The 8,081-nt window shown below is 35.1% G+C and carries 8 protein-coding genes; 7 read left to right on the top strand and 1 reads right to left on the bottom strand.

Translation table 11 applies throughout. The features are described from left to right. The first annotated feature begins 103 nt into the window (after positions 1–103). The 5 genes from PHQ99_07295 (at position 104) to PHQ99_07275 (ending at position 3,827) form a co-directional block, all read left to right on the top strand. Positions 104–646, top strand: coding sequence for a helix-turn-helix domain containing protein (locus PHQ99_07295; protein MDD4289374.1), 543 nt, complete (start codon positions 104–106; stop codon positions 644–646). Positions 647–745: 99 nt separating this feature from the next. After that, the gene (locus PHQ99_07290; protein ID MDD4289373.1) at positions 746–1,027 is read left to right on the top strand and encodes a hypothetical protein; all 282 of its coding nucleotides are present in this window, start codon (positions 746–748) and stop codon (positions 1,025–1,027) included. Between the two features lie 131 nt (positions 1,028–1,158). After that, positions 1,159–2,583, top strand: a complete 1,425-nt coding sequence (locus PHQ99_07285; protein MDD4289372.1) for a radical SAM protein — start codon at positions 1,159–1,161, stop codon at positions 2,581–2,583. A 30-nt stretch (positions 2,584–2,613) separates the two neighbouring features. Continuing rightward, positions 2,614–2,889 (top strand): hypothetical protein, encoded by a 276-nt coding sequence (locus PHQ99_07280; GenBank protein ID MDD4289371.1) that lies wholly within the window; start codon positions 2,614–2,616, stop codon positions 2,887–2,889. Further along, positions 2,835–3,827 (top strand): NAD-dependent epimerase/dehydratase family protein, encoded by a 993-nt coding sequence (locus PHQ99_07275; protein ID MDD4289370.1) that lies wholly within the window; start codon positions 2,835–2,837, stop codon positions 3,825–3,827. Before PHQ99_07280 ends, PHQ99_07275 begins: the two co-directional genes overlap by 55 nt. Positions 3,828–3,982: 155 nt before the next feature. On the opposite strand, the gene PHQ99_07270 is transcribed toward PHQ99_07275, so the two are convergent. After that, complete coding sequence (locus tag PHQ99_07270; GenBank protein ID MDD4289369.1) at positions 3,983–4,558, bottom strand: polyhydroxyalkanoate synthesis regulator DNA-binding domain-containing protein; 576 nt, start codon at positions 4,556–4,558, stop codon at positions 3,983–3,985. A gap of 303 nt (positions 4,559–4,861) precedes the next feature. Between PHQ99_07270 and PHQ99_07265 the strand changes: the two genes are divergently transcribed. Beyond that, complete coding sequence (locus tag PHQ99_07265) at positions 4,862–6,550, top strand: AarF/ABC1/UbiB kinase family protein (protein ID MDD4289368.1); 1,689 nt, start codon at positions 4,862–4,864, stop codon at positions 6,548–6,550. A 105-nt stretch (positions 6,551–6,655) separates the two neighbouring features. Further along, positions 6,656–7,687: a patatin-like phospholipase family protein gene (locus tag PHQ99_07260; GenBank protein ID MDD4289367.1), complete on the top strand. Its 1,032-nt coding sequence runs from the start codon at positions 6,656–6,658 to the stop codon at positions 7,685–7,687. Positions 7,688–8,081: the final 394 nt, after the last annotated feature.

The raw sequence follows: 8,081 nt of genomic DNA, 5'->3' as shown, positions 1-8,081 counted from the left end.
CTTGACAAAATATTATTTATACTTTATTATGAATATTAATTCAATTGAATAAATGTTCAAATGAATCAATGTTTAAGATGAAGAATAATAAGAGAGGTATTTAATGACCAAGATTATCGATAAGCTGGAAGAAAAGGTTAATGAAGCTGCTTTTCGCCTCTTTGCCGAAAAGGGTTACAGTCGTGTAACTATGAAGATGATTGCAGAAGATGTGGGAATATCAGTGGGTACCCTTTACAACTATTATTCCAATAAACAGGATTTTTTTATAAGTGTTTTTAAGAAAGTTTTTGATCAAACTTATGTGACACTGGAAAGCATAATTGAAAGAGATGGAAATACCCATGAGTTTATTTCTGCATTTTATGATGAAGTAGTGAGACTCCAGGGATTCAGTCGGGAATTAATGAGGGACAAAATCAATCATGAGGTGATTGATAACCTTAGAGCCCATCTGTTAATGCTGATGAGCTCTCTGATTTATCGTGCAGAAGAAAAAAAGCACATAATAGAAATGTCGGAAAAGGACAAAGAAAGGTCTATTCGTCTGTTGATTCTTGCTATGCATGATTTTGCCCGTAAATATCCGGAGGACCGGGAAGAAAATATTGATTTTATTTGCCGATTAGCTAATAAGATAAGGTAAAAAATTTTTAATAAAAATGAACTTATATTCATTTGAATAAAAGTTCAAAGAATTTCCTGCTATGAAGGGGAATAAAGCTGAAAGGAGGAGTAAATAATAATGTATGTAATTATTCTTGCAGTAATAGCACTTATAATAGCATGGTTGTTACAGAGTATCTTTAAAGCTATAGAAATCAAGGGAGGTTACTGGAATAGAGTAGTAGGTGCTGCCATTGGTGCCTTATTGGGTGACCTAATCCTGGGTAACTGGGGATGGATGCTTTGGGGCTTTAATGTTATTGCCGGTATTATCGGTAGTTTCCTTATTGGTTGGATTTATATGCTGATCTTTAAGAAAAAAGTTGAGAACATAGAAGTTTCAAATGAGTCAAAAAGCTAACTTGAGTGTTTAAAATGAAAAGAATTGTTTGTCAATCCCTTCATAGCAAAATTAGTTTTAGAAGTAAAAGGTCGAATAGATAACTAAAATGATTTTACAACTAAAAATATCTGATAAAAGGAGGAAAAATAATGGCAGTCAACTTTAACTTTGCAAAGAAATATGCTGCTGAACAGATAATAAAACAGGCTCTTAATTATTTAGAAAAAGACCCGGAGAAAAATTTTATTAAGGTCTTGAATCTTGCCGACAAAGTAGCACGTACCGATAACCATCACCAGGAAATTGCTTCTATCAAGGAAGCTTATAAAACAAATCCGGTCATAAAACAGTATATCCGAAAATTATCCCAGGTGGCTCCCAGCTATAAGGATGGACTGATTATGAACTTTTTTGTCAATGCCGGTTTAATGGGCATTCCCAGACAGTATGAGTTATCTAAAGAATTAGGAGTATCCGTCCCCTGGACGATTCTCATTGACCCGACCAGTGCCTGTAACTTGAGCTGTACCGGCTGTTGGGCAGGTAAATACAAAAAAAGTGATAGCTTAGATATAAATACCATAGACCGAATCATAAACGAGGCCAAGGGCATGGGTATTTACTTTATCGTGCTATCAGGAGGAGAGCCTACCGTCTACCCCGATCTCTTTGAGATTTTTCGTCGACATCCGGATGTAGGTTTTATGATGTATACTAACGGCACCTTAATCGATGATGAGATGGCCGATAAGATGGTTGAAGTAGGTAATGTCAGTCCTGCCATCAGCCTTGAAGGATATAGAGATTCAACTGATAAAAGACGAGGGCAGGGAACCTATGACAAAATTATGGCTGCTATGGACAGATTACGAGACCGCGGTGTTATCTTTGGCATCAGTGTTACTGTCACTAGACAAAATGCAGATGAGCTCTTTAGCACTGATAATTTCATAGACCATGTCATCGATAAAGGAGCAATATACGGATGGTCTTTCCATTATATCCCCATTGGCAGAGGTCCAAACCTTGATATGATGATTACCCCAGAGCAAAGAGCTAAATTAGCCTATCGTATTCCTAAAATCCGTAACAACAAACCACTCTTTCTAGCAGACTTTTGGAATGACGGTACTTTTAGCGGAGGATGTATTGCCGGTGGTAGGAGGTATTTTCATATTAATGCCAAAGGAGATGTGGAACCCTGTGCTTTTGTTCATTTTGCTGTAGATAATATCAAAGACAAGAGCTTGTGGGAAGTGTTGCAAAATCCCTTGTTTAAATCTTATCAGAAAAGACAACCTTTTTCCGATAATATGATGGCACCTTGTCCCATTATTGACCATCCGCATCAACTCAGAACAATTGTTCTAGAATCAGGAGCACAACCAACACATGAAGGAGCAGAGGATGTTTTAAATGGAAAGACTGCCAAATTTTTAGATAATCTTTCTTACAATTGGCGGGAGATGTCAACACCGATTAACAATGAAAGGATAAAAAAAGCCGAAGATTCACAGGAAAAAGATAGGAAACAAGAAGACGTTTTGATAAGAGCAAAAGATAGAATAATCTAGTATGAGGCAGTTTATGATGGATAACCTATAATGACATCCTCCCATTCTATGGTTAAATATTGGTCAGAGATTCGGGGGATAAAATCCCTGGCTGTTAACCATGGAATGGTTTACATAAAACAGAACAGGGGACAATATCCTATTTATTTTCCCGGACATGGCAGAAAATTGTCCCCTGTTATTGAATATAGCATTGTTAATGTTGATAGGCAATATTTTCATAAACTGCCTCAGGTATTCAGGAGTAATTTATGTCTAAGACTTTGGTTACCGGTGGTAGTGGTTTTCTTGGAAGCCATCTTGTAGACAGGCTGTCAGCGCTTGGAGAAAATGTACGAGTTTTGGTAAGGCCCACTAGCAATATTGAACATCTCAAAAAGGTTAAAAATGTTGAATTGATGTTCGGTGATCTGGGTGATGTTCGATCATTAGAAAAGGCTACAGCAGGTATTGAATATATTTTTCACTGTGCTGCACTTGCCAGTGACTGGGGTAGCTGGAATGATTTTTATCATGTTAATGTAAAATGTTTGCATAATTTATTAAATGTTTTAGTTAATGGTAATATAAAAAGATTAATCCATATAAGTACCACTGATGTATATGGGTATCCGGATTATCCAGCATATGAAGATACTCCTTATAATTCAAGAGGTATACCATACTGCGATACAAAAATAGAAGGGGAAAAACTGGTCTGGGAGTACTTTAAAAAACATGGATTGCCTGTTACGGTTATTCGGCCTGTGAATATCTACGGGCCTCGGTCAATTACCTTTGGTTATGATATTGCAAAATTGCTGAAAGAGGGCAGCATGGTACATATCAGCAATGGAAATAAACCTGCTGGATTGGCATATGTAGGAAATGTAGTTGATGCCATTATTTCGTCTTTAGAAAATAAAAAAAGTATTGGCATGGCTTACAATATTTCAGATGGTTCAGATATTACCTGGAAAAGGTATGTTAATTATCTGGCAAAAATTACAGATAATCCAAGGCCAAAGATTGTCATTCCTTATAAAATAGCTTATTTCTCTGGTTGGCTAATGGAAAAATATTATAGTCATTTTCCCATAAAAGGGAAACCTTTATTAACCAGGATGGCGGCAGAGTTGTTTGGTACAAATCAGGGTTTCCCGATAGAAAAGGCACGGAGAGAGTTAGGATATGATCCGAAGGTAGGGTTTGGTGAAGGAATGTATCGAGTGAAAATGTGGTTAGAAGGGATTGGCATCTTTTAATAAAAAAGAACAACCATAGCTAGCTCCTCTATCTGTAAAACTTGTACGTAGCACAAAATCTAGAGATCTCTACCTTCCCACTCATCAAAACCTACCTACTCTTAAATGAGCGTAACCAGCAGTTCTCCCCAGCTTCAAATATTCCTTTCTATTTTTTATTTAGTTTGTATTTTCTTGCTTATTTGCTCAATTTTATTGCCCAGCTCATCAATCTTTTTTTCTAAATTATTCACACTGTCTTTAGAGGCAAAATTCATTTTCTCTAATTCTTTTTCGATATCAGGCTTGATTTTTTCCATCAATTTGTCTTTTTCTATTTCTGCCCTATCCAAAAGATCCACTACAAACTCTTTACCTTCACTCTTGTTTATTTCTCCTCTTTTAATTAAATCATCAGCTATTTTTTCGGCTTTTTCTTTGGTAAGAGAAAGTGTTCCTATGCCGGCAAGAAGCATTTTTTTGCTCAAACTTAACATGCTTTCACCTCCTTTCCCTAACAGTTTTAACGGGGAAAGCAAAGAAGGGAGCATTATTTTTTTGGTCTTTTCCTGTTCCACGATGATCTGGGCCAGCACTAGAGAGGTGATATCCTCTTTACTATGATTATCGATGACCTTCAGGTCAGTTCCTTCCCGGATTAACCTGGAAATTTCAGAAAGATTGACATATTTCTTCTCTTTAGTATCATATAGTTTGCGATTTAAATATTTCTTAATGATATATTCTTCCATTCTCATCTCCCCCTTGAAATATACAACACAAAGCGTTATAATAATTATTATAACACACTGCGTTATATATGTAAAGAATTTAAAATAAAATTCAGGCAAACAAATAATAACTATTAGGAAAATATTAAGAGAGAAGAGTGAAATACATATTGGCTATATTTGGTTAAATATTTTCATTCCTTAAGAGGACCCAGAAAGATTTTTGATTAAAATGGTAAAATATATTTACAAGAATAGTAAAGGAACGTTGCTAATTATTAAGTAAAGCAGCTAAACTACTTAATCAACAGAATGGATAAAAATATGGTTTTTTCAAGACTCAAAAGAGGATATAAAAATATTAACAGGCTTCGGCAAATCATCAATATTTTAATTGAATACGGTTTTGACTATTTTGTTAAACAGTTAGGATTAATAAAACTACCTACCAAAAGTGAAAAGATTCTTAAACTAAAACCTTCTAAGATAGACCAGACGCCTCTTCCGATGAGGGTTCGACTTACTCTGGAAGAATTGGGCCCTACCTTCGTGAAATTGGGTCAGATCTTAAGCACCAGGCCTGATATAATTCCTCTGAAATATATTAAAGAATTAGAAAAACTGCAAGATAAAGTGCCTCCTTTTGCCTATGCCCAGGTTGAGCAGATAGTTCATAAGGAATTAGGAGCCAATGTTTCCGAATTATTCCAGTCATTTGAAGAAAAACCTTTTGCATCTGCTTCTTTGGGGCAAGTTCACAAGGCAATATTGAAAGAAGATAAGGTAAAAGTAGTAGTCAAAGTTCAACGTCCTGATATGGAAAAGATTATTGAAACAGATTTGGATATCCTCTTTCACCTGACACGGTTAGCCGAAAGACATATTCCGGAGAGTCGACTGTATGACCCGGTAGGAGTGGCTGAAGAGTTTGCAAAAACCATTCGAATGGAGTTGGATTATGGTACCGAAGGAAGAAATGCAGAGCGATTCAGGAAAAATTTTGAAGAAGAAAAAACAATTTATATCCCAAAAGTATACTGGGAATTGAGCAGTAAGCGGATCCTAACTATGGAATATATCGATGGTATTAAGATTAATCATCTGAAAGAACTGGAAGAAGCGGGGTATGACAGGAAAAAGTTAGCTGAAAACGGAGCAAAATCCTTTATGAAACAGATGCTCATCGATGGATTTTTCCATGCCGATCCTCATCCTGGAAATATTCTGGTTATGGAAAATGAGATTATCGGCTTTATGGATTTTGGCATGACAGGAAAGATAGATGAAGAGACTAAGGAAAAGTATGTTAATCTGCTTATAGCTGTTTTAGAACGTAACTCAAATAAAATCTTAACTGAAATCTTAAACTTAGGATTTACTTCCCAGGAAACAATCGATACGCGCTCTTTAAAGACAGATATAGCGGATTTATTAGATCAATATTATGATAAAGCATTAAAGGAGATCAAGCTGGGTGAATTCATCACCCATTTGGTGCAGATTTCTATCAAGTATCATATTAAAATGCCAGCCGAACTAGCCTTACTTGGAAAATCTCTCCTCACTATCGAAGGCATAGGATTAGCGCTTGATCCGGATTTTAATCTTACTGAGATAGCCAAACCCTATGTAAAAGATATAATTCTGGAAAGGAAAAGTCCTCAACACCTCCTGTTGAAACTATCTAATGATTTATCTGAATTTTATAATTTAATGTTTTTAATACCTAAACAGCTAAGTAAGACTTTAAAGAAAATGGAAGAAGGCATCTTTAAATTAGAGCTTCAGCACCGGGGATTGGAAAATTTAATTAATGCCTTGGATAAGGCAACAAACAGGTTATCTTACAGTCTAATTTTAGTTGCCATTATTATTGGCTCATCTTTGATTATGCAGACGGAAAAGGGTCCTCAATTTATGGGATTTCCGGTGATTGGCGTGATAGGTTTTCTTATTTCCGGTATATTGGGATTAGGTTTGGTTATTATGATTCTTCGTTCAGGGAAGATGTGAAAAGAAAAGGGATTTTTAATTGTGTTAATTAGATTTTAAAATATTATTTTTTTTTGCGCCTTGCTCTGCGAACCCAAGGACATGTTTTTAAGGAATAGGTTAACAATGAAAAAGGTTAAGGAGACATTTGATCAAGAGTTATTGGATTTATTGAATATAGCAAATAAACAGGGATTAAAGATTGGTTTGGCTTTAGGTAGTGGATCAGCAAGAGGAATGGCTCATATTGGCGTTATCCAGGTTCTAAAGCAATACCAAATACCAATCCACTTCATTGCTGGGACAAGTATCGGGGCTGTTATTGGTTCTATTTATGCAACTGGTGTATCTGTAGACGAAATGGAAGGAATTATTTGTTCAATGAAAAACACCAATTTTTTTTCTTTTTTAAATCCTACTATCCCAAGCTCAGGCTTCATTAGTGGAAGTCGGGGTGTTGATTTTTTAGAAAGAATTGCTTTGCGAGACAAAAAATTCAATGATTTAGAAATTCCTTTTGCGGCAATTGCTACAGACATTAAAACCGGGACCAAGGTCATTTTAAATCAGGGGAGTGTCATTAAAGCAGTTAGAGCAAGCTTTGCTATTCCTGGAATTTTTACCCCGGTAAGATATCAGAAATATTTTTTAGTAGATGGTGGTTTGGTTGATCCTGTTCCGGTAGATGTAGCCAGAAATATGGGGGCAGATCTGGTCATTGCGGTAAGTTTGAGCTCAAAAAATCCTAAACCGCAAGTTTTGATCAACACTCAAGAAAACGATCGTTTAGACCAAACAAGGGATTTAATTAATTTAAAACTTTATAAAAATATTAAAACCAAATATTATATTGTAGATAAAATTGATTCATTATTAGGTCAAGGACTTAATTCTTTGGGTGAAAAATATAAAGATACCAAAAAACAGTGGGAAGGTCCTTATATTTTTGAAATATTAAGTAAATCTATTGATATTATGGAAAAAGAAATTACTTTTCAAAGCATTGTTAATGCAGATATTGTAATCAAGCCTAAGCATATTGAAGGATTGGGTACTTTTAACTTTAACCAGGCAGAAAAAATAATAGAAGAAGGGAAAGAATCTACCAGAGAAATGATACCCCAAATAAAGGAAACCATTAAGAAGAAAATTGAATGATATTCTTGTTGCTCTCTAGTAATAAACCCTTTGGTAGCACTTAGAGTAAAGATTTTATTATTTTAAAAGCTTTCTTCGCTGCCAAAGGAAGGAACATCCGTCAAAATATTAAAATATTACCGCGTTTAAAATATATTTAAATTATTAAGCATACTAATATACTAATCATTGTATTTTAGTGAAGCTACCAGAAGTTTACATCCATTTGATTAAAAAATAAATTTGACATTACCCTCTAATATCTCTACAGTAAGTAGTAAGTAATAAGTAATATTAACGAGGGTATAGCTATGAGTAATCGATTAGTTGCCTCTAAAGAAAATCCTTCCCCGGAACCTTCTCCCCGCTTTGATCATGAAAAAGCAAAAAAAGTTTTTTACTTTTTAGATATCAA

Source organism: Atribacterota bacterium, from assembly GCA_028703475.1.
Lineage (GTDB): Bacteria > Atribacterota > Phoenicimicrobiia > Phoenicimicrobiales > Stramentimicrobiaceae > JAQVMU01.
Note: the sequence above shows the minus strand (reverse complement) of the source record. Positions and strands in the feature narration are given on the sequence as shown.